The organism is Mesorhizobium dulcispinae (assembly GCF_033977345.1).
Classification (GTDB): Bacteria; Pseudomonadota; Alphaproteobacteria; order Rhizobiales; family Rhizobiaceae; genus Mesorhizobium; species Mesorhizobium dulcispinae.
The window spans coordinates 24570-42920 of sequence record NZ_JAVIIY010000023.1 but is presented as its reverse complement, the minus strand read 5'-3'; the positions used below and the strand labels follow the sequence as shown (position 1 = coordinate 42920).

At 61.4% G+C, this 18351-nt stretch carries 21 protein-coding genes and 1 tRNA gene; 15 read left to right on the top strand and 7 right to left on the bottom strand.

All coding sequences use genetic code 11. The features are described from left to right. Window positions 1-20 precede the first annotated feature (20 nt). Window positions 21-593 (bottom strand): DUF1697 domain-containing protein, encoded by a 573-nt coding sequence (locus tag RFN30_RS29305; protein WP_320265544.1) that lies wholly within the window; start codon window positions 591-593, stop codon window positions 21-23. Beyond that, window positions 590-1846: a threonine ammonia-lyase IlvA gene (gene ilvA, locus RFN30_RS29300; protein WP_320265543.1), complete on the bottom strand. Its 1257-nt coding sequence runs from the start codon at window positions 1844-1846 to the stop codon at window positions 590-592. Before ilvA ends, RFN30_RS29305 begins: the two co-directional genes overlap by 4 nt. A 276-nt stretch (window positions 1847-2122) precedes the next feature. Here ilvA and RFN30_RS29295 point away from each other — a divergent pair, with 276 nt between their 5' ends. The 5 genes from RFN30_RS29295 to RFN30_RS29275 all read left to right on the top strand — a co-directional run bounded on the left by RFN30_RS29295 (window position 2123) and on the right by RFN30_RS29275 (window position 7236). Next, window positions 2123-3157: an alpha/beta hydrolase gene (locus RFN30_RS29295; RefSeq protein WP_320265542.1), complete on the top strand. Its 1035-nt coding sequence runs from the start codon at window positions 2123-2125 to the stop codon at window positions 3155-3157. Window positions 3158-3264: 107 nt separating this feature from the next. Next, a complete protein-coding gene (locus RFN30_RS29290) occupies window positions 3265-4428 on the top strand; it encodes an alpha/beta hydrolase (protein WP_320265541.1) in 1164 nt (387 codons plus the stop codon). A gap of 134 nt (window positions 4429-4562) precedes the next feature. Continuing rightward, window positions 4563-5465 carry a transporter substrate-binding domain-containing protein gene (locus RFN30_RS29285; protein ID WP_320265540.1) on the top strand — a complete coding sequence of 301 codons (903 nt, stop codon included), beginning with the start codon at window positions 4563-4565 and terminating at the stop codon, window positions 5463-5465. Between the two features lie 52 nt (window positions 5466-5517). Further along, window positions 5518-6297: an amino acid ABC transporter permease gene (locus RFN30_RS29280; RefSeq protein ID WP_320265539.1), complete on the top strand. Its 780-nt coding sequence runs from the start codon at window positions 5518-5520 to the stop codon at window positions 6295-6297. A gap of 42 nt (window positions 6298-6339) precedes the next feature. Next, the gene (locus tag RFN30_RS29275) at window positions 6340-7236 is read left to right on the top strand and encodes a homocysteine S-methyltransferase family protein (RefSeq protein ID WP_320265538.1); all 897 of its coding nucleotides are present in this window, start codon (window positions 6340-6342) and stop codon (window positions 7234-7236) included. Here the strand turns inward: RFN30_RS29275 and ade are convergent. Beyond that, window positions 7233-9044 carry an adenine deaminase gene (ade, locus tag RFN30_RS29270; RefSeq protein WP_320265537.1) on the bottom strand — a complete coding sequence of 604 codons (1812 nt, stop codon included), beginning with the start codon at window positions 9042-9044 and terminating at the stop codon, window positions 7233-7235. The two genes, RFN30_RS29275 and ade, sit on opposite strands and share 4 nt — an antisense overlap. A 163-nt stretch (window positions 9045-9207) precedes the next feature. On the opposite strand from ade, the gene RFN30_RS29265 reads away from it, so the two are divergent. Both RFN30_RS29265 and RFN30_RS29260 read left to right on the top strand, forming a co-directional pair. Next, complete coding sequence (locus RFN30_RS29265; protein WP_320265536.1) at window positions 9208-9420, top strand: hypothetical protein; 213 nt, start codon at window positions 9208-9210, stop codon at window positions 9418-9420. A gap of 91 nt (window positions 9421-9511) precedes the next feature. After that, the gene (locus RFN30_RS29260; protein ID WP_320265535.1) at window positions 9512-10177 is read left to right on the top strand and encodes an outer membrane protein; all 666 of its coding nucleotides are present in this window, start codon (window positions 9512-9514) and stop codon (window positions 10175-10177) included. Window positions 10178-10468: 291 nt separating this feature from the next. Here RFN30_RS29260 and RFN30_RS29255 read toward each other — a convergent pair whose 3' ends face one another. Beyond that, window positions 10469-10672 (bottom strand): hypothetical protein, encoded by a 204-nt coding sequence (locus tag RFN30_RS29255; protein ID WP_320265534.1) that lies wholly within the window; start codon window positions 10670-10672, stop codon window positions 10469-10471. A gap of 217 nt (window positions 10673-10889) precedes the next feature. Between RFN30_RS29255 and RFN30_RS29250 the strand changes: the two genes are divergently transcribed. From RFN30_RS29250 to RFN30_RS29235, 4 genes are all read left to right on the top strand, one after another. Continuing rightward, window positions 10890-11192: a tyrosine-type recombinase/integrase gene (locus tag RFN30_RS29250; protein ID WP_320265533.1), complete on the top strand. Its 303-nt coding sequence runs from the start codon at window positions 10890-10892 to the stop codon at window positions 11190-11192. Between the two features lie 11 nt (window positions 11193-11203). Further along, window positions 11204-11289, top strand: a tRNA-Leu gene (locus RFN30_RS29245). Between the two features lie 431 nt (window positions 11290-11720). Then, window positions 11721-11900, top strand: coding sequence for a hypothetical protein (locus tag RFN30_RS29240; RefSeq protein WP_320265532.1), 180 nt, complete (start codon window positions 11721-11723; stop codon window positions 11898-11900). Window positions 11901-12244: 344 nt separating this feature from the next. Continuing rightward, on the top strand, window positions 12245-12529 hold the full coding sequence (locus tag RFN30_RS29235; protein WP_320265531.1) for a hypothetical protein: 285 nt from the start codon (window positions 12245-12247) through the stop codon (window positions 12527-12529). Window positions 12530-13379: 850 nt separating this feature from the next. Here the strand turns inward: RFN30_RS29235 and RFN30_RS29230 are convergent. Then, window positions 13380-13721, bottom strand: coding sequence for a hypothetical protein (locus RFN30_RS29230; protein WP_320265530.1), 342 nt, complete (start codon window positions 13719-13721; stop codon window positions 13380-13382). Between the two features lie 1186 nt (window positions 13722-14907). Between RFN30_RS29230 and RFN30_RS29225 the strand changes: the two genes are divergently transcribed. Further along, window positions 14908-15189, top strand: coding sequence for a hypothetical protein (locus tag RFN30_RS29225; RefSeq protein ID WP_320265529.1), 282 nt, complete (start codon window positions 14908-14910; stop codon window positions 15187-15189). Window positions 15190-15377: 188 nt separating this feature from the next. Here RFN30_RS29225 and RFN30_RS29220 read toward each other — a convergent pair whose 3' ends face one another. Beyond that, window positions 15378-15605 carry a hypothetical protein gene (locus RFN30_RS29220; RefSeq protein WP_320265528.1) on the bottom strand — a complete coding sequence of 76 codons (228 nt, stop codon included), beginning with the start codon at window positions 15603-15605 and terminating at the stop codon, window positions 15378-15380. A 210-nt stretch (window positions 15606-15815) separates the two neighbouring features. After that, complete coding sequence (locus RFN30_RS29215; protein WP_320265527.1) at window positions 15816-16394, bottom strand: NUDIX domain-containing protein; 579 nt, start codon at window positions 16392-16394, stop codon at window positions 15816-15818. A 156-nt stretch (window positions 16395-16550) separates the two neighbouring features. Between RFN30_RS29215 and RFN30_RS29210 the strand changes: the two genes are divergently transcribed. From RFN30_RS29210 to RFN30_RS29200, 3 genes are all read left to right on the top strand, one after another. Next, entirely contained in the window at window positions 16551-17654 is a 1104-nt protein-coding gene (locus tag RFN30_RS29210) for an NADH:flavin oxidoreductase/NADH oxidase (RefSeq protein ID WP_320265526.1), read from the top strand. Between the two features lie 95 nt (window positions 17655-17749). Next, complete coding sequence (locus RFN30_RS29205) at window positions 17750-18028, top strand: DUF982 domain-containing protein (RefSeq protein ID WP_320265572.1); 279 nt, start codon at window positions 17750-17752, stop codon at window positions 18026-18028. A 29-nt stretch (window positions 18029-18057) separates the two neighbouring features. Then, a complete protein-coding gene (locus RFN30_RS29200; RefSeq protein ID WP_320265525.1) occupies window positions 18058-18297 on the top strand; it encodes a hypothetical protein in 240 nt (79 codons plus the stop codon). The last annotated feature ends 54 nt before the right edge of the window (window positions 18298-18351 follow it).

Sequence of the window (18351 nt, the reverse complement as noted above, 5' to 3'; positions counted from 1 at the left end):
GAATTGCGTGGAATGAATAGTCAGCCGCCGGCCTTGCCCGCCATGTCGAGCAGGGCAAGGACGCTCCGCCAGTTGCGCGCCGTGCCCGGCACCTTGAGCGTGCGCGGAATGAGGTTGGCGAACACCGACTTGCCGAGCCCTTCCGGCGCATGCAGGTAAAGCACGTCGCCCTTGATCTCGAACTGCTCCGGTCCGGTGCATTTCTCTGTGAGCCGCTTGATCTCTTCCGCGGGCGGCTCGCGCTCCAGGGCGTAGGCATGGAGCTTGGTCGGCTCGCCGGCCACTTCCGGATAGGGATTGTCCGCAACCAGCCGCTCGAACCAGCCGGCATCGCGCACCATGATGCGCGAGTTGAAGCCCCATTTCTTCTCGAAGGCCGCTTCGAGCTGCTTCGTCAGCGACGCCGCATCGCCCTTCTTCGCGCGAAACACGACGTTGCCGCTCTGCACATAGGTCGCGACGTCGGTGAAGCCGAGGCTTTCGAAGAATGACCTCAGCTCCGCCATCTTGACGATGCGGTTGCCGCCGACATTGATGCCGGAAAACAGCGCGACGAAGACGGTTCCTTTTTCGTTCGCTTTCGGCCCGCTCATATGATGAAGCCCGCCAGCGTCTCGTTGTCGGTAATGTCCTGATATTGCACGCCTTCGGCGTCGAAATTGGCCTTGAGCAGATCGAAATTGCGCCGGTCCTTGGTCTCGATGCCGATCAGCACCGACCCGAAATTGCGTGCCGACTTCTTCAGATACTCGAAGCGGGCGATGTCGTCGTCCGGGCCGAGCATTTCGAGGAAATCGCGCAGCGCGCCGGGCCGCTGCGGGAAGCGGATGATGAAATACTTCTTCAGGCCCTCGAAACGCAGCGCCCGCTCCTTGACGTCCGGCAGGCGTTCGAAATCGAAATTGCCGCCGGAGACGACCGCGACGACGGTCTTGCCCCTGATCTCCTTGCGCGAAAAATCCTTGAGCGCGTCGATCGCCAATGCGCCGGCCGGCTCCAGCACCACGCCCTCGACATTCAGCATCTCGATCATCGTCGCGCAAAGCCGGTTTTCCGGGACGAGCCGGACCGCGTCGGCGGTGAAGTCCTTGAGATGGCGCAGCGGCTCGCGGCCGATCTCGGCCACCGCCGCGCCGTCGACGAAATTGTCGACCTTGGCGAGCTTGACCCGCTTGCCGCTGGCAAGGCTCTCGCTGAGGCTCGGCGCGCCCGCCGGCTCGCAGAAGACGAAGCGCGTATCGCGGTGCCGGTCGGCGAAATAATGCGTCACCCCGGCGGCCAGGCCGCCGCCGCCGACTGGCAGCATGACGATGTCGGGCATGCGCCCGCCAGGCATTTGGGCCGCGATCTCATAGGCAACCGTCGCCTGGCCCTCGATGATGTCCTTATGGTCGAAGGGCGGCACCATATGGGCGCCGGCGGTCTCGGTGAATTCGAAGGCGGCCCGGTAGCAGTCATCGAAGAAGTCGCCGACCAGCCTGATCTCGACGAAATCACCGCCGAACAGCCGCGTCTTGTCGATCTTCTGCTGCGGTGTCGTCACCGGCATGAACACCACGCCCTTTTTGCCGAAATGGCGGCAGACGAAGGCAAAGCCCTGCGCATGGTTGCCGGCCGAGGCGCAGACGAACAGCTCGGCATTGTTGCCGGCGGCGAGCGCTTTGCGGAAGAAATTGAAGGCGCCCCGGATCTTGTAGGAGCGGACCGGCGTCAGATCCTCGCGCTTCAGAAGGATGCGCGCGCCGGTCTTCTTCGACAGATAGTCGTTCTCCTGCAGCGGTGTTTCCGGAAAAATCCCGTGGATCGCCTCGGCGGCAGCGGCAACCCGGGCGGAGAAGCTGTTCACTTGGCAAATCCCTCATTTCATTCGAGGCAACGCGCCTCGATCCCCTGCCGGCCCGGCTTTCTCAGCCAAGGAACCTTCCTGCCGTCGTTTTGGCTTTCGCGCAACAGTGCGATGGCCCTCGCCGGCCGCTGATCAAATTTCCGCTCGACACGACTTACTTCCGCCGCACTTCGCCTGTCCGGGAGATTTCGCGGAGGTGGATGGCCAATTGCGGCCGGAGCGGATTTGTTCGACGTGCATGTGAAGACGTTTTTGATTATTGCCCTGGCTCTGTTGATGGCAGGCTGCGCGGGGCATCAGACACAGGAAATTCTGGGCAGCGTCGTCGTGCCGACGACGGCGACCGAGATCGCCGGCAACCACTCGATCTTCATCACCACCACCCGCAAGCGTTCCGACGACCCGAACAAGGTTTTTGACGGTGAGCGCTCGGCAACGCTGAACTATGCCCGCGTCAACGTCACTGTGCCGCCGGTCCACCAGACCGGCCAGATCGAGCGGCGCTCGCGCGGCAACTCGAACGACCCGACCAAATATTTCATGGCTTCCGAGGTCGTCGGCTACGACACGCAGCCGAAATTCGCCAGCGCGCTCAACGCCGACATCGATGCCCGTGGCGGCCGCGTCATGGTCTTCGTCCATGGCTACAACACCGGCTTCGACGACGCCGTCTACCGGCTGACCCAGATCGTCCATGATTCCGGTTATCCCGGCACGCCGGTGCTGTTTTCCTGGGCTTCGGGCGCCAAGACCACCGACTATGTCTACGACAAGGAAAGTGCGGCCGCCGCACGCGACCAGTTGGAAGTGACGCTGAGGATGCTCGCGCAGACCGGTGCGCGGCGCATCGACATTGTCGCCCATTCTATGGGCACTTGGGTGACGATGGAGACGCTGCGTCAGCTCGCCATCACCGGCGATCGCGACCTTAGCGGCAAGCTCGGCGACGTGGTTCTGGCCTCGCCCGACATCGACGTCGATGTCTTCAAGAGCCAGATGCGCCGCTACGGCAAGCCCGACAAGCCCTTCATCCTGCTTCTGTCCGACGATGACCGGGCGCTGAGGCTCTCCGGTCTGATTGCCGGTTCGCGGCCGCGCGTCGGCGACTACAGGGACGCGGCCGATCTCGCCTCCTATGGCGTCACGGTCGTCGACCTCTCCAAAGAGAAGGGCAGCGACAGCTTCAACCACACCAAATTCGCCGACAACCCGGTGCTGGTGAAGATGATCGGTCAGCGGCTGCGCGAGGACGATGGTTTTGCCAGCGACCGCGACGTCACCGACCGCATCAGCCAGCTCGGCACCCAGTAACCCGTGTTCACGCGGTTGCTGCCCTGCACCGACTTTGAACTGGACCGGGCTCGCCTCTGGCTATATCGAAGTAGCAGGAGAGGTTTGCCGTCCTTGGGGGACCCCGGGTGATCGTGCGTTCGAAGATCGTCCTTGGCCTTGCCTTTGCGCTTGCCCTGACGGGCTGCGCCGGGCAGAGCGCACATGACCTGCTCAACCGGACGGCCGTTACGGTCCCCGCATCGGACATAGCGGCCAAGCACGAGATCTTCGTCGCCACGACCCGCCAGCAGGCAACCAAGGATCCGCGGCAGGTTTTCGATGGCGACCGTTCGCTGACCACCAGCTACGCCCGTGTCGATGTCACGGTTCCAAAGGTCCATCAGGTCGGTGCTATCGAGCGCGCCAAGGGCTCGGCCGACAGCAATCCGGCCAAGCAGTTCACCGCCACCGATGTCGTCCACTATGGTGACGCCCAGCAATTCGCCAAGGCGGTCGGCGCCAACATCGCCATAAGTGGCGACCGCGCCCTGGTCTTCGTGCACGGCTTCAACAACGGCTTCGACGACGGTGTCTATCGTCTGACGCAGATCGCTCACGACACGAACTATCCGGGCACGCCGGTGCTGTTCTCATGGGCGTCGAGCGGCAAGACGACCGGCTATATCTATGACAAGGACAGCTCCACCGCCGCGCGCGACGATCTCGAGGCGACGCTGAGGATGCTCGCCAAGACGAAAGCCAAGAGCATCGACATCATCGCCCATTCGATGGGCACCTGGCTGACGATGGAGGCGCTGCGGCAGCTCGCCATCACCGGCGACCGCGACCTCAACGGCAAGCTCGGCTATGTCATCCTCGCCTCGCCCGACATCGATGTCGATGTGTTCAAGAAGCAGATGATCCGCTACGGCAAGCCCAACAAGCCGTTTGCCATCCTCCTTTCTGGCGACGACCGTGCGCTGAAGCTGTCGAGCTTCATTTCCGGCGACAAGCCGCGCGTCGGCGACTATGGCAACGCTGCCGATCTCGCAAGCTATGGCGTGGTCGTCGCGGATCTGACCAACACCAAAGGCGGCGACCGTCTGAACCATGCCAAATTCGCCGACAACCCGGTTCTGGTGCAATTGCTTGGCGACCGGCTGCGCACGCCGGCGGCCCTGCGGGCGGACGAACCGCAAGGGGCCGGATTGGACAATATCGGCCAGGGTCTCGGCAAGGCGGTCGGGTCGGTCGCCGAGGTGGTCATCACCACGCCGTTCAAGGTGCTGACCATCGCCACCGGCGGCTGAGCGCCGGCTGTTTCGGACTGGGCAAGAGGCACCTCACTCCCCGTCTCGCGAGAGAGCCATCGGGTAGCCTGCCCGGCAAAAAATGTTATCAAAGCGCTTATTCTAGCCAATCTATAGAAAAAATATTCTTCAGCTTGCTGCCCGCCCAGCCTAGTTTCGCGGAAATTAGCCGAGCCGATGAAGCTCCCAGATTCTGGAGACGATTTTCCATGTCAAAGCCTTTCACCCTCCGCCTGGCCATTGCGGCGGCGATAGCCCTGCTCGCTTCGAATGGGTTTGCCGGCGAGGTTCTTGAACGGGTGAAGAAGAGCGGCGAGATCGTTGACGCCGTCGTCAACGATTATCCGCCTTTCGCCTATCTGAACGACAAGAACGAATTGGACGGCTTCGACATCGATGTCGCCAAGGCGTTCGCCGCCAAGCTTGGCGTCAAGCTGCGGCTGGAGACCCCAGGCTGGGAAACAATCATCGGCGGGCACTGGGCAAATCGCTGGGATATCGCCATCACCTCTTCGACGCCGACGGAAGAACGCGCCAAGGTCGTGAACTTCCCGGTCAACTATTACAGTGTTCCCGCTGTTCTTGTGGTCAATAAGGACGAGACGTCGATCAAGTCGATAGCCGATATCAGCGGCAAGCGCGTGGGTGTCGGCACCGGCTCTTCCTATGAGGCCTACCTCAACAAGACGTTCTCCATTCCTGGTCAGCCGGCCATCAAATTTCCTTTCGGCGATGTCCAGATCGTTCCCGGTGACGAAACGGTGAACTTCCAGAACCTTGCGCTCGGGCCGGGCGTGCGCCTGGATGCCATCGTGGCGTCGCTCGGCACCGCCCAGGGCCAGATCGATGCCCAGGGCAAGCTGAAAGTGCTTGGCGAACCCCTGTTCGCCGAACCCAACGCTGTCGTGACCGACAAGGGCGATCCGGATTGGGACGCTGAGGTCAAGCGCGTGATCACCGCCTTGAAGGAAGACGGAACGCTCGCGAAGATCTCGCAGAAGTGGTTCAAGACCGACATCACCAAATATGCTTTCTGACAGCGAGGGGGTCGAAGGCACCCCCCTTCTGACGGCGCCTCTTCTTCGCGGAATGCGCTGTCCGCCGTTCTGGCTCAAGGTGCAGACCGTCTGGCTTGTGCTGATCTTGCTGCTGACGGCAGGCTTCTATCGCCTTGGGCTCGATTTTTCGCTCATTCGCGAAAAACTGCCCTTCATGCTCGGGTTGAGATTGACGCCGAACGGTTTTGTTCAAGGGGCGGTGCTGACTTTGGTCATCACGGTCGTTTCGATGGCCGTTTCGCTTCTGGTTGCGGTCCTGACCGCGCTCGGCCGTCTGTCGAGAAATCCGGTCGCGTTTGGCGTTGCGACGTTCTATGCCTCTTTCTTTCGAGGCACGCCGCTGCTTGTGCAGGTTCTGATCATCTATCTGGCGCTGCCGCAATTCGGCCTCGTGCTTTCCGGCTTCACTTCCGGGATCCTGGCGCTGTCGCTGAACTACGGCGCCTATCTCGCCGAGACAATCCGCGCCGGTATTGCCTCGGTCCCCAAAGGCCAGCGTGAGGCGGCCATGGCCCTTGGTCTCGGACGCTATTTGATCGGGGTCAAAATCGTTGCGCCGCAGGCAATGCGCTTCATCATTCCGCCCGCGGGGGCGCAATTCATCTCGATGCTGAAGGATTCCTCGCTGGTGTCGATCATGGGGCTCTGGGAGTTGAATTTCCTTGCCCAATCCTTCGGGCGTTCAACCTATCACTATATGGAAATGTTGCTCTCGGCTGCTGTCATCTATTGGATCCTGTCGATCGGGCTGGAGATCATGCAAAACCGCTTGGAACGGCATTTCGGCCGCAGCATCGCCGCGGAACGTTGAAAGGCAAAGTCAATGGATACGGGCACTCAATCCTTTTCGATATTGGACGGCGGCATGGGCCGCCTGCTTGAGCGGCTCGGCGCTCCCTTCCGGCTTCCTGAATGGTCCGCGCTGTCGCTGATAGAGGCGCCGGAATTCGTCACCCGGGCGCATCAGGCCTATGTCGATAGCGGAGCCGATATCATCACCACCAATTCCTACGGTCTGGTCCCGCATATGCTGGGTGCGGAGCGTTTTGCCTCACACGGCAAGACGCTGGCCGATCTCGCCGGCCGCCTCGCCCGCGACGTCGCGGGCTCCACTGGCCGCAAGGTGCTGGTCGCCGGCTCGCTGCCGCCGCTTTTCGAAAGCTACAGACCGGATCGATTCCAGTCCGACGAGGCGCCACGCATCCTCCAAAGTCTGATCGATGGACTGAGACCGCATATAGACTTGTGGCTGATAGAAACCCAAAGCTCGACCATAGAGGCGTTGACCGCAATCGCCGCCGTGAAGGACCTCGGCCTTCCGGTATATGTCTCGTATACCCTCAAGGATGAGACCGGACGCGTTGGGCCGGCTGAATTGCGTTCCGGCGAACCGGCCGGTGAGGCCGCCCGCAAGACACTCGAAGCCGGCGCCTCGGGCGTTTTTTTCAATTGCAGCCAGCCCGAGGTTATGAGCGAGGCCGTTCTTGCCGCTCGGCGCGTCATCGATGACCCGCGGATTCCGGTCGGTGTTTATGCCAATGCGTTTCTTCCCGAGCCGCCATCGGATGAACCCTACGCCGGCATTTCCGAAATCCGTGAAGATCTCGGCCCCGAGAACTATCTGAAGTGGGTCGACCGTTGGATCGGACAGGGCGCGACGGTTGTCGGCGGCTGCTGCGGCATTGGTCCGGAGCACATCGAAGCCATCAAGGCCTTTCGCGATGGCCGCTCCGCCAACGAACAGCCCTAGACGAACAGGTCGACCTTCTGGAACGTCGTCACGTCGACCAGGCCGACGTCCGAGATTCTGAGCTCCGGAATGACCACAAGCGCCAGCAGCGAATGCTGCATGTAGGCGTTGTTGAGCGAGCAGCCCACCTTGCGCATCGCTTCCGTCAACTGCTCGGCTTTGGCCGCGACGATCTCGGCGCGCTCGTCCGACATCAGCCCGGCGATCGGCATTTCGACCAGCGCCAGTTCCTTGCCCTTGGAATAAAGCACGACGCCGCCGCCGACCTCGCTCAGCCGGTTGACCGCTAAAGCCATGTCCTCCTTGTTGGTGCCGACGACGATGATGTGGTGCGCATCATGCGCCACGCTGGACGCCATCGCGCAGTCTTCCACGTAGCCGAAGCCGGAGACGAAGGCGTTGGTGACGCCGCCCGTGCCCCTGTGGCGCTCCACCAGGGCGATCTGGCAGACGTCGTTGCGGCGATCCATGGCGACCAGCCCGTCCTCGACCGGCAGATCGGCCTCCAGTGCCCGAGTCGGCGCCTGGTTCTCGATCACGCCGATCACCCGCGCCCGCACCTCGTTGGCGCCCTGAGGCGCGGCGATGTCGAAATCCGCCGCCTTGAGCTTCTTGCCGAGCTTGACCGTATTCTTCGCCGTCTGCGGATAGTCATAGGCGGGAATCTCGATCTCCAGCTTGCCGGCCTTCGCCAGCCTGACGCCGCGGCCATAGACCTCGTCTATGCTCATCTGGGCGAGATCGGAGACGATCAGAAGGTCGGCCAGCCGCCCCGGCGCGATCGAGCCGATCTCGCGTTCCAGCCTGAAATGCTGGGCGGTGTTGAGCGTCGCCATCTGGATCGCCGTCACCGGCTTCAGCCCCTGGCTGATGGCGTGCCGCACAACGCGGTCCATATGGCCCTCATGCACCAGCGTGCCGGAATGGCTGTCGTCGGTGCACAGAATGAAGTTGCGCGGATCGATGCCCCCCTCGGTGACCGCCTTGATCTGCGCCGCGACGTCGTACCAGGCGGAGCCAAGCCTCAGCATCGCCTTCATGCCCTGGCGCACGCGCGCGATCGCGTCCTCGGCGCGCGTGCCTTCATGGTCGTCCTCGGCGCCGCCGGCGACATAGCCATGGAACGGCAGACCGAGGTCGCGCGAGGCATAATGGCCGCCGACCGTCTTGCCGGCCTTGACGGTCTCGGCGATCTCGCCCGACATCACCGGATCGTTGGCGGCGACGCCCGGAAAATTCATCACCTCGCCAAGCCCGATGATGTTCTCCCACGTCATCGCCTCGGCGACATCGGCGACCGTAAGCTCGGCGCCTGCATGTTCCAGGCCGGGCGCCGACGGCACGCAGGACGGCATCTGCACATGCACGTTGATCGGCATCGCGACAGCCTCGTCATGCATCAGGCGAACGCCAGGCAGGCCCAGCACATTGGCGATCTCGTGCGGGTCGATGAACATCGAGGTGGTGCCGTGCGGGATCACCGCGCGGCAGAATTCCGTCACGGTGACCATGCCGCTTTCGACATGCATGTGCGCGTCGCAAAGGCCAGGCACCAGATAGCGACCGCCCGCATCGACCACCTTGGTCCCCTGCCCGATCGTGTGGCCGGCATTCGGTCCGCAATAGGCGAAGCGCCCAGAGGCGATCGCGATGTCGGTGCCGGGAATGATTTCGCCCGAATGGACATTCACCCAGCGCCCGTTGCGGATCACGAGATCGGCGGGCCTGCGCCCCATAGCGACGTCGACCAGATGCGTCGCCACCTCGGTCCAGGGCTTGGGTTTTGTCGGATTGGTGCGGCCTGCCATGACGGACTCCTGTTTGCCCGACTGTGCCAAGCGGGCGCGGTTTTGACCAGTTGGCAAAACCGATTTGTTTTGATCGGGACCGGCCCCGACAGATCGCTCTCCTCCGCCACGGCGAAATCGCCTAGACTGGATTTCCCGGCCGTCATTCGAGGTTGCAAAAGAGATGGCACAGACGATCCGGTTCGCAATTTTCGTGCTGTCGGCATGTTGCGCCGGCCTGTCCTTCTTCGCCCTGCACTCGTTCTGGGCATGCGCCGCGCCGATCGCCATCTTCATCATCGGCTCGTTGCTTGCCGACTATGCTTTCAGCCGGCTGGCCTCGCCCGAGGAGAAACGGCGCGACCTGGAAGATCGCGTCCGCAACCCACCGACGTAAACCACTGTTGCAGGAATGCAATTCCGTTTCGGGGCGAATAACGCTAGGTTGCGTCGAGGAGTTTTTCGAAACCGCCATTTCGGAGCGCTCGATGTGTCGCCTGACGCTTGCCAGTGCCGGCTTTTTAGCCCTGCTGTCCGGGCCGGCCTTGGCCGCGGACGCAGGCATCGACCTGCCCATGACCGCGCCCGGCTTCGACTGGACAGGCTACTATGCCGGCCTGCAGGCCGGCTATGGCTGGGGGTCTTCCGACATCTCCGGCACGGAAGGCGAGCCGTTCGCCGCCTCACCCGATCTCGATGGCGGTTTTGTCGGTGGCCACGTCGCCGGCCTGTGGCAGTTCAACCAGGCGGTGATCGGCGCGCAGGCCGAGCTCAACTATTCTTCGGTCGACGGTTCGGCCCTGCTGGACCCCGGAAATTCCGTCGGCACGGACATAAAATGGTTCGGATCGGTCAATGCAGAGGCCGGATTGGCGGTCGATCGCTGGCTGATTTACGGTGTCGGCGGCGTCGCCTTCGCCGGCATCGAGACTTCGCAAGACGCCGGGCCCAGCTTCGCCAAGACACGCACAAGCGCCGGCTGGACGATCGGCGCCGGGGTCGACTATGCGCTGAGCAACAATATCGTCGTCGGCGCTCAGTACCGCTACTACGATTTCGGCAAGGAGCATTTCGACGTCCCGGACGACTTCTCCGATCGCGACCAGGACGTGAAGCTGCATACGCTGGGCGTGAATTTCAGCTACAAGTTCTGAATTGCGAGGCAGCAACGGAACGAAGGTGGCCGGCGCCCGCAGGGGGCGGGGGAATGGGTAGGGGCCTGAAAGACGCCGGCCGCTGCGGATCAAGTCCGCAGCGAGGACGACAGTAGCGAACGCCTCTGAAGTCGTAATTCCGCGATCACGCCACTATCCAGGATCAGGCCGAATGGATCTTGCCCGCTGGCATGGCGGCCAGACACTCCTCCAGCCGTTCCAGGCGCGTCTTTTGCCATCACAAGCTGTCCACCCTGCCCTGCGCATGGCTGCACGCGTCATGCCCCTTGGCTACCACCCCAAGCGGACTATCCGAGAAAGATCGGCGATGTCGCCATAGATCATCGAACCTTTGACGAGAAAACACCTGCCACTCAGGACCTCGAAGAGTGGGCTTGACGCGGTGCAAATCGGCGCGACCTTACGGTCCTTGGCTTCGGCATAGCCGACGCTGATCGCGAGGATAACGGTAGCAATGAGAGTCGTTTTGCTCATACTTAACCCCTAAAGCCAACTGGCTTCCAGGGCTGCAAAACCGGGCTGCCGTCCCTTAAGTAGCATCGGGCCATCATGGGCTTCATTCTATCGATTGGAGACGTGGGCTCATCCATTTGCCGTAGGGCACAAAGACGGGTTCACCCGCCGCCAGGGCGGTGCGCCTTGATCAGCGCCCGCACTTCGGCAGTATCGTCCGACGGCATCAGCGACTGTCGTGGCTGCAAGAAGGGCGCGGCGGTCGAGATCCCCAAGGACCCGGTTCCACGACCTCCGACACACCCACGCATCCGCCCTGATCGGCGGCGGCCTCGACGTGGTTGCAATTAGCCGCCGGCTAGGGCATGCGTCACCCGCGGTCACGCTGTCGGTCATTTGTTCAAGAAGTCGGACGAAGGTGCGGCGGCGGCGACCGAAGCTGCGATGGCAACGGGCGCGGAACACTAGATCAGCCTTTTGGTGCCGGTCCGGTGCCAAATCCACCCCGGAAGGCTGGACCTGTATCGGCTTAAGTGCTTGAAATTGCGGCGCGCGGACGTGGCGGAATTGGTAGACGCAAGGGACTTAAAATCCCTCGATCTCTGATCGTACGGGTTCGATTCCCGTCGTCCGCACCAGATTGAAATTGCTAGCTTATTCCCATTCTACCATTTCTGTTGGCTACCCTAACAAAAGCTGACGTGGGTAGCCGCAGGGGTAGCCGAGACACCAGAAAGGCCCGAGACATAAGCCGATGTTGAAACCTGGGGGATCGCCATCGCGCTAAAATGCGAAGCGCCCGCTACGTTGCCGCAGCGAGCGCTCCAGCGGCCCCTCGCGGATAAGACGGTACGCCTCGCTAAGATGGATAATAAGCGCGCCCTAGTTGAAGCGTTGCATATTAAAGCCGCGTGACTTTTCTGCCACTAGACACCCAGAGGGCCCCGGAAGCAGAAGCCGCTGGAGCCTCACATGCAGCGAAAGCTAGGTAACCATTAATTGGAACACATTCCCCGGCCGCGATGTTGAGTAGTTAGCAGAGGGACGCAAAATCCACACTGGATGACGCATGAATACGCAATCGTGGAGAACTTCGGTCGAGATCGAGGAACTTGAAAATAGGCATTATGTGCGCGTCATCGAGGACGGCACAGTCAGCATCAAGGGCTTCAGTTCTCAAGCAGATGCCAAAACCTTCGCCAACAGCGAACGCGTGAGGCTCGGGCTTGGCACGCCTCTGAAGAAATAAGCGCGGCCGCCTGAGCGGCTAGGACTTGTTATCGCCATTTGGATTTGGTGCCGGCGCCTCCCGCACGTCTCGCGGTGGCGGATCGACATGTCCGGGCTCTGGCGAGCAATGATCCGGGTCGGCGGGATCGTCTTTTGTCGGCTTTTGCTTCGGCAAGGGACGCTCGTCCCGTTGGTTCTGCATTCGCGCTCCTTTCCCGCTAAAAACCGGGCAGACGCGCTGTTTGTTCCAGGAACAAAGAGGCCCGGAAGCCTTAGCCTGCCGGGGCGCTCCCTCGTATTTTAGCAAAATGTGAAACAAAGCGATTTCGCCAGCGTTGAAGCTCCGAAAAAGGAGCTTCGAGCATGGACCCGGCAGCCGCGGCAGTGATGGTTTTGCTTCTGTGCAGCCCAGGCGATGCGTCGGTCTGCAAACCGGTCAATACGGCTTCGTCTCGGGTGTTCTCGTCTCTCAGCGAATGCCGTACCTCGTTGGCAGAAGAACTCGCCCAGGCTCCTAGCGGAAGAATGATCGGCCGATGCCAGATCGTCGATCCGATCGTCACAGGCTCCCTGCCAACCGGCTACACGACAGTCATCGTCACGCGCGGCGGGCACGCTGCCAGGTATGTTGTTCCGCATAAGGAATAGCCCGCCACCGTGAGGCAGCGGGCTATCAAGTGTCCGAAGGGCAATTGGTCGGGCTATTTCTCAACCTGAGACTTTGATTTCGGATGCGGCTATAGAGCGGGCAAGAAAACGCGCACATGCGATCGCCGACGACATCGGCAAAACCCATACGCAGAACACGTTCTGCTCGGCGTTTATGTACTATCTCGACAAAGGTTATCCTCGTTAAAGGGAGTGCTGTCATCCCGCCGAGCAGCAGAAGGACGTTTGCTGCCCACTGACAATAACCAAATCTACCTTGAATCGGCGACTTACGGATTCGTAAGGGAATTGGAGGCTCTAACTTTGCAGGCAACTGACTGCTCGATATTGCCTTGAAGATCGCATTTGTCGATCGGTATCGCTGGGCAATTGTAGCCAACGTGGCATGCCTTGTTTGCGAAAGATTTTACCTGCTTCGCGCTGGTTTCGGTCACTGGGAGTAGTCTGGTCACACTGCTCAAGGTGCTAATGTGTTTGCCGCCATTGCCGCCTCCACCACCTTTGGCAGACGCGATGCCAATAACAGCGGCGAACGCGACGGTTGCACTCAGGATGGAAAGCAATGCTCGACGGGATGTAGGCATTGTTCAACCCTTCCCTTTAGGGGCAGAGGAAGAGCGCCGGCAGACTTCGTTCAACCGGCGCTCAATGGCGCAAGGGGTCGCGCCAACACACCAGACTAGCACGAATCCCTGAGAGGCCGGTCTCCATAGATTGGATGACGCAGGCTCATCTATATTAGCTATCGACCTGAGCGCCGCACAAAGCCCCGCCAGCGGGCCCATGCCGCCGGCCTTACGCCGGCGCGCATCTCGACCATGTTGGCGCATCATCGCGTATCGGCAGTTGGAGCTTTTTTGCCGGTCCGTTTGCTGAAATCGTCAAGCACTCCCCTTGCGGGGGGAAAGGCTTTGCGCTTGTCCGGCGTCACCGCATGGTTGGTGAACTGCAGGTTCCGGTCGTCGCGGCCGGCGGCGCGGCACTCGTGGCAATAGATCACCCTGATCAGATCCCAATGCATAGCGCCGTGATCCGGGCCTAAGCGCTGCACCAATTCGGCCACGTCCAGGACCGCATTTCGCTTACAAGTGAGGCAATCGACGGAGAGGCTAGTACCGGCCGCAAGCTTCCGGCCTAATATGTCTTCTGTGAATGGAAACTTCATTGTCACGGCGACCTCCGCTGTGATGAGGTCGCCGCACCGGGAAGGATTATATTCCTTTACGCGCTCCCGGTGACAAGACCCATGCGTCCAGAGGACAGTGCTCGCCGCTTGTCTGCTTGAGAAATAGCTGGGCGTATACCGCCCATTCAGCGGGGGTGATGCCCTGCTCGCGGGCCGACGCTTTAAAAGCCTCTCGCAAAGCGTCTAGATCGAAGGGAGATATATGCTTGACGCCACCCGTTTCCATGCCGTTTCGAACGCCGTGTCGTGGCGAATGTTCCACGGTTGTTCGACTGAATTTTAGCAACCGCTTGAGTAGGTCGAGAGGGGACAGGCATTCTGGGCGCGATCTATCCCAAGATCGACTGAAGTCCGACAGGTTAGGCGCATTGGTCCCTGCAGTGAAACAACTTGCCCCGATGCATCATTTGACAGAGCCGGCGAGGAAATGCGTCACCTTCCTGGTCGGTACGAGAGAGAACAGGTGCCCGCCGTTACCCCCCCGGATGGCGGGCATCTGTTGTTTTGGGCTACTTTTGCCCGATTGAACTTGTGCCCGGCGGGGCGAAAAAGCACGTCCACCGGAATCTGTGATAGGCCTCGAACGTCATGTGCGGGGTCAACGTCCGATAGAAGGTCATCAGGCGCTCGCAAATATGATATCGATCATCCGGCGACGGCTGGACACGCTCTCTGGGGATAAACCACTCCGGCTGTTGGGGGGCATTCAAGTAAAGGAGGCGTGGCGGGCTCACGAAATAGCCGTCCTTTGTCATCCTGACGTGGCTTGAATCGATCGGGTGACAGTCTTTGCCCCCGCAGCAATCGTATTGCAGAACTGGGTCTGTCTTACCCGTATACCAATCGTGAGCGTTGGCATGGCCGACCAGCGCAAGCCACGCCAAAGTGAAATACCGCTTTGACTGCGTCATGGAACTTCCCTCGCAGCCTGCATATCATATTAGACATCGCTAATCTTTTGGCTGAAAGTTGCATCGGACGCCGCATAAGTTGGTACGCCGTCGGCACATCGTCCGTCTCCCGAAAGTCTTTCTGCGACAGGTTGCGTGGCATGAGCAGCCGGAACATGAGCCACTTGAACTGGATAGCTAATCACAAATCGTTTTAGGGACGCGGAACAAATCTCGCGACTGTAAGTTAGCTAGCGCTGCTTACTGAGGGGACTTAGGCGATGCTCCTTGCCTTGGACGATGCGCTCTCGACGGCTGTTTTGGCTGGCAGAGGCGCAGACGCGGAAATCTTCGGAGTGATCGATCTTACCAGCAAAATTGAAGCCCGGATCGGCGCCATCAGCTTAGGCCGCGCGATCCAGTTCGTCGCCAATGCGTCGGTGCTTGGATATGACGTGCGTGGGGCGATGGTTCTCTATGGGTTGCCAGGAACGCCAAGCTTGAGGAAATGGGACTGCGACCGGTTGTGGGCGCAATACGGTGGCGCTCTGCTCCAAGCATAGTGGGTCACCGACAGCTTTGGGAGATCGCCGACATCGTTGCGCTGATCGAGGCGAAGGAAGCCGAAAAGCCGATGGCTCGCGGACCGCACAAAAAGCGCGTCTTGGCTGAATAGCCCCGGTTTCCCTCAATCAAGGTGACACAGGATCTCGGCAGGCCGGGCTATTCAGCAGGGCTAGGGTTGCCCAGCCTAGCCTACCCGCTCAAGCGCGGCCGACAGTTCGTCGGCGTCTTCGATGCCCTGACAGAAAAGACTCATAACCTTTTGGGCGATCTGTTCCCGGTCGCGCTCGTTCCTGCACAGGCCGGGATGCCTTGCGCAGTAGTCTTTCAGAGCTTTTGTAAGAATCGCAAGCTGGGCGGAATCCGCCACACCGTACGCCAACATGCTTTGCCTCCCCATGTCGGGCGAAAGCATGATGGCCGCTCTCAATACCGCCAAGGGCTTACATTGCGCCTAAGCGGTATCGCAATCAATCATATATTAGCAGTCGCTTGAAGAAGATGCTGGCCGCTCCAGAGTCATGCCATGGCCAAGAGTATCAACATCGGTGATGAGGTGGCTATCACAGCGATAGTGCGACGGCCAAGGCGCTTCCTTCGCTGTCTCGTTTCGGAGGACGGGCACTCAGGCCCTGATCGGATTGAGCTTCAGATGCTGGATCAGGATGATGGTCTTGGCGTCGATGATACGGCCTTTGGCAATGCCGGCCAGCGCCTCGTCGAGCGGCATCTCCAGCACCTCGATGTCCTCGCCCTCCTCCGGCGCCCCGCCGCCATCGGAGATGCGGTCGGCCGGCGAATAGCGCGCGGTAAAGAACCAGAGCCGTTCCGTCACGCTGCCGGGGCTCATATAGGGCGCGAACAGCCGCTCGACGTCCTTCAGACGATAGCCGAGCTCCTCTTCCGCTTCCTTGCGGATGCAGGTTTCCGGATCGTTTTCGTCGAGCAGGCCGGCACAGGCCTCGATCAGCGGCTCGCGATGGCCGGTGACATAGGCCGGATAGCGGAACTGCCGCACCAGAAGCACCGTCGAGCGCTGCGGATCGAAGGGCAGGATGACGGCGCCATCGCCCCGGTCGTAAGTCTGGCGGGTCTGCGTCTCCCAGCGCCCGTCGCGGCGGCGATAGTCGAGCACCGTCTTCTTCAGCACCGCCCAGTCGTCGGACAGGACTTCTTCAGAGCGGATACGGACGCGATCTTCCATGATGGACTCCGTGCTGCCGGCGGCAAGGGTTAGCGGCGAATAGGAAACTGCGCAATCCTGGAAACCGACTGGTCCAGCGAGACTTTCACCGGCTCGTGTCTGGCGCGAAATGCCGCGGCTGCCTAGATAGCGATATCTCTCGCAGGAGCCCGTTTCATGACATCATCACTTTTTCAGCCGATCACCCTCGGCGGCCTCACCTTCCCCAACCGCATCGCGGTGGCGCCGATGTGCCAGTATTCGGCCGAGGACGGTTCCGCCAGCGACTGGCATCTCCACCACTGGATGAACCTGGCCCTGTCCGGCGCCGGCATGGTGACCGTCGAGATGACCGATGTCGAGCGGCGCGGCCGCATCTCGCATGGCTGCCTTGGGCTCTACTCCGACGACAACCAGGCGGCGGCCAAGCGCACGCTCGATGCCGCGAGGCGCGTCGCCGCGCCCGGCACCAAATTCGGCGTCCAGCTCGCCCATGCCGGCCGCAAGGCCTCCAACAGGAAGCCTTGGGAAGGCGGCGGTCCCCTGCAACCGGGCGAGGATCCCTGGCAGACCGTCTCGGCTTCGGCCATCGCCTATGACACAGGATGGAATGTGCCGCACGCGCTGGAGGAAGACGAGATCCAGCAAGTCATCCAGCGTTTCGCCGAGGCGGCCAAACGGGCCGAGCGCGCCGGCTTCGACTTCATCGAACTGCACGCCGCTCACGGCTATCTGATCTTCCAGTTCCTGTCGCCGCTCTCCAACCAGCGCACCGACCGCTGGGGCGGGTCGCTGGAAAACCGCATGCGCTTCGCCGTCGAGATCGCCAGGGCTGTGAAGAAGGCCGTGCCGGGCCTGATGCTCGGGGCACGCCTTTCGGTGAAGGAATGGGTCGACGGCGGCTTCGAGGTCGAAGAGGCGATCGAAGTGGCCAAGGCGCTGAAGGCGGAAGGCGTCGCCTATCTCTGCTGTTCCAGCGGCGGCAATTCGCCGCTGCAGAAGCTGCCCAGCGGTCCCGGTTACCAGGTGCATCTGGCGGAAGCCGTGCGCAAGGGCGCCGACATTCCGACGCGCGCCGTGGGCCTGATCGACGATCCGAAGCAGGCCGAGGCGATTTTGGCCGATGGCCGCGCCGACATGGTGGCGCTGGCGCGCGCCTTCCTCGCCGATCCGCGCTGGGGCTGGCGCGCGGCGGCGACCTTCGGCGCGGAGATCCGTCCGGCGCCGCAGCTGGCGCGCTCGGTGACGACGATGCAGCACTGGATGAAGGCAGCCGGCTGAGCGGCTGTTTCCACAGGTGACGCAGGGGCTGAGACCTTTGGGCGCAGGTGTGCCGCCACGATTGCAACCAAATTGGCCGTTTTGCGTTGGCGGCCATGACAGACAGCAAGCCGTTTGAAAAGCCGGTGGTGGTCGAACTCGGCCATGTCGGCAAATATCGCCAGATCCGCAGCACCCGCGAAGCCGCCGAGTGCCTGATGACCGTTTGGCCGCTCAATCGCGGCCAGCGGCATCGTGATGCTCTCGACACTTGCCTCAAGGCGCTGGAGGGTTATCGTTCGACGGCGGACGCACGCCGCGCCCTGATAGAGGCGGCCAGGGAATCGGAAGTTCTGGTTCCCGAAGACAGGTTGCCTGACGAAAAGCTGCATTGAGCATCGGGGCTTCTCAATCGGAGGAATCCATGGCGAAGCTGACTTACAAGATCGTCGAACATGACGGCGGCTGGGCCTACATGGTCGGCTCGACTTTTTCGGAAACATTTCCCACCCGCCAGGACGCGCTGCACGCGGCTGAAATTGCTTCGGCCGAGCAGCAGGTCGCCGGCACCACGGACGGCATCCAGTATGAGGACTCCGAGGGTGTCTGGCATGACGAACTGGCCGACGGCCGCGATCGGCCGCAGACCGAAGTCTCGGATTGACGACCGAATTTCGGATCAATTCTGTCGCATCATTCCCGCGCCGCGACCGACGAG

Bases quoted from the DNA above. Each gene is read 5' to 3' on its own strand.
- RFN30_RS29305 (WP_320265544.1), bottom strand. From the start codon at position 593: ATGAGCGGGCCGAAAGCGAACGAAAAAGGAACCGTCTTCGTCGCGCTG.
- RFN30_RS29295 (WP_320265542.1), top strand. From the start codon at position 2,123: ATGGCAGGCTGCGCGGGGCATCAGACACAGGAAATTCTGGGCAGCGTC.
- RFN30_RS29280 (WP_320265539.1), top strand. From the start codon at position 5,518: ATGCGCTGTCCGCCGTTCTGGCTCAAGGTGCAGACCGTCTGGCTTGTG.
- ade (WP_320265537.1), bottom strand. From the start codon at position 9,044: ATGGCAGGCCGCACCAATCCGACAAAACCCAAGCCCTGGACCGAGGTG.
- RFN30_RS29265 (WP_320265536.1), top strand. From the start codon at position 9,208: ATGGCACAGACGATCCGGTTCGCAATTTTCGTGCTGTCGGCATGTTGC.
- RFN30_RS29260 (WP_320265535.1), top strand. From the start codon at position 9,512: ATGTGTCGCCTGACGCTTGCCAGTGCCGGCTTTTTAGCCCTGCTGTCC.
- RFN30_RS29255 (WP_320265534.1), bottom strand. From the start codon at position 10,672: ATGAGCAAAACGACTCTCATTGCTACCGTTATCCTCGCGATCAGCGTC.
- RFN30_RS29240 (WP_320265532.1), top strand. From the start codon at position 11,721: ATGAATACGCAATCGTGGAGAACTTCGGTCGAGATCGAGGAACTTGAA.
- RFN30_RS29235 (WP_320265531.1), top strand. From the start codon at position 12,245: ATGGACCCGGCAGCCGCGGCAGTGATGGTTTTGCTTCTGTGCAGCCCA.
- RFN30_RS29225 (WP_320265529.1), top strand. From the start codon at position 14,908: ATGCTCCTTGCCTTGGACGATGCGCTCTCGACGGCTGTTTTGGCTGGC.
- RFN30_RS29220 (WP_320265528.1), bottom strand. From the start codon at position 15,605: ATGCTTTCGCCCGACATGGGGAGGCAAAGCATGTTGGCGTACGGTGTG.
- RFN30_RS29215 (WP_320265527.1), bottom strand. From the start codon at position 16,394: ATGGAAGATCGCGTCCGTATCCGCTCTGAAGAAGTCCTGTCCGACGAC.
- RFN30_RS29210 (WP_320265526.1), top strand. From the start codon at position 16,551: ATGACATCATCACTTTTTCAGCCGATCACCCTCGGCGGCCTCACCTTC.
- RFN30_RS29205 (WP_320265572.1), top strand. From the start codon at position 17,750: ATGACAGACAGCAAGCCGTTTGAAAAGCCGGTGGTGGTCGAACTCGGC.
- RFN30_RS29200 (WP_320265525.1), top strand. From the start codon at position 18,058: ATGGCGAAGCTGACTTACAAGATCGTCGAACATGACGGCGGCTGGGCC.